The following is a 212-nucleotide window of genomic DNA, read 5'->3' as shown; positions in this document are numbered from 1 at the left end:
GCCCTGCCTGTCATCGGGACCGAGTTCTCAGCCGACGCCACCACGCTCGCCTGGGTCTCCAGCGCCTACCTCCTCTCGTCGGTCATCTTCCTCCTCCCTGCCGGGAAACTTGGCGACTCGCGCGGAAAGGTCACCGTCTTCATGGCCGGGATCGTGGTCTACACCGCCGGGGCTATCCTCACCATCTTCACGCCCACGATAGGCACGCTCCT

At 65.1% G+C, this 212-nt stretch carries 1 protein-coding gene; it reads left to right on the top strand.

The features are described from left to right. Window positions 1–212: MFS transporter (locus tag BP858_RS06400; protein WP_286879139.1), on the top strand; the 212-nt coding region annotated here is incomplete at both ends.

This window comes from Methanoculleus sp. UBA413, from assembly GCF_002502935.1.
In the GTDB taxonomy this organism is placed as follows: Archaea; Halobacteriota; Methanomicrobia; order Methanomicrobiales; family Methanoculleaceae; genus Methanoculleus; species Methanoculleus bourgensis.
Note: the sequence above shows the minus strand (reverse complement) of the source record. Positions and strands in the feature narration are given on the sequence as shown.